This is a genomic window from Mesorhizobium sp. M4B.F.Ca.ET.017.02.2.1, from assembly GCF_003998955.1.
GTDB classification, from domain to species: Bacteria; Pseudomonadota; Alphaproteobacteria; order Rhizobiales; family Rhizobiaceae; genus Mesorhizobium; species Mesorhizobium abyssinicae.
In genome coordinates this window covers 1-632 of sequence record NZ_RZOF01000684.1, presented here as the reverse complement: position 1 = coordinate 632, position 632 = coordinate 1, and the positions used below count along the sequence as shown (strand labels likewise).

At 63.4% G+C, this 632-nt stretch carries 1 protein-coding gene; it reads right to left on the bottom strand.

Features of this window, described 5'->3' with window-relative positions; genetic code table 11:
* On the bottom strand, positions 1–632 hold a 632-nt coding region (locus tag EN738_RS34840), incomplete at both ends, for a beta-ketoacyl synthase N-terminal-like domain-containing protein (protein WP_281034345.1).

The following is a 632-nucleotide window of genomic DNA, read 5'->3' as shown; positions in this document are numbered from 1 at the left end:
TGCCAGCACCCTCGCCCAGCACCAGGCCCTTCCTATCGGCGGAGAAGGGCCGGCAGGTATCGGGTGAAAGCACGCGCATTGCTTCCCATGCTTTCAGCACGCCCCATGCGAAGGGTGCGTCGCTGCCCCCGGAAACCATTACGTCGGCCCGGCCCAGCTTGATCTGATCCACCGCCGAGGCGATCGCATGGTTGGCCGAGGCACATGCGGAGGTCACCCCGAACACCGGCCCGCGCAAGCCGAGGCGCAAGCTAAGATGGACGGAAGCGGCGCTGGGCATCACCTTTACTCCAGTGAAGAGTTCAGCACGGATTGCGCTACCCAAAAGCAGTGAGCGGTAAGTTTGTTCTGTTGCGTATGAACCGGTAAATCCAACGCCCACTGTCGCGCCGAAGCGATGGGCATTCCCTTCGTCGCAGGAAAGTCCGGCCTGCCGCATGGCTTCGCGCGCTGCAAGCACGGCGAGCAAGCTGAAGCGGTCCATGGAGATGAGATGCCCCCGGTTGATGTCGTGCTCGGGCAGCGCCTTGATCTCAGCGCCGGTCATGCCCTCCAGGTCATGAAGCTCGGAATTGGCGAGCGGGCCGATGGCGGAGCGGCCTTCGCGCATCTCTTTCCACATAGAGGCGGCG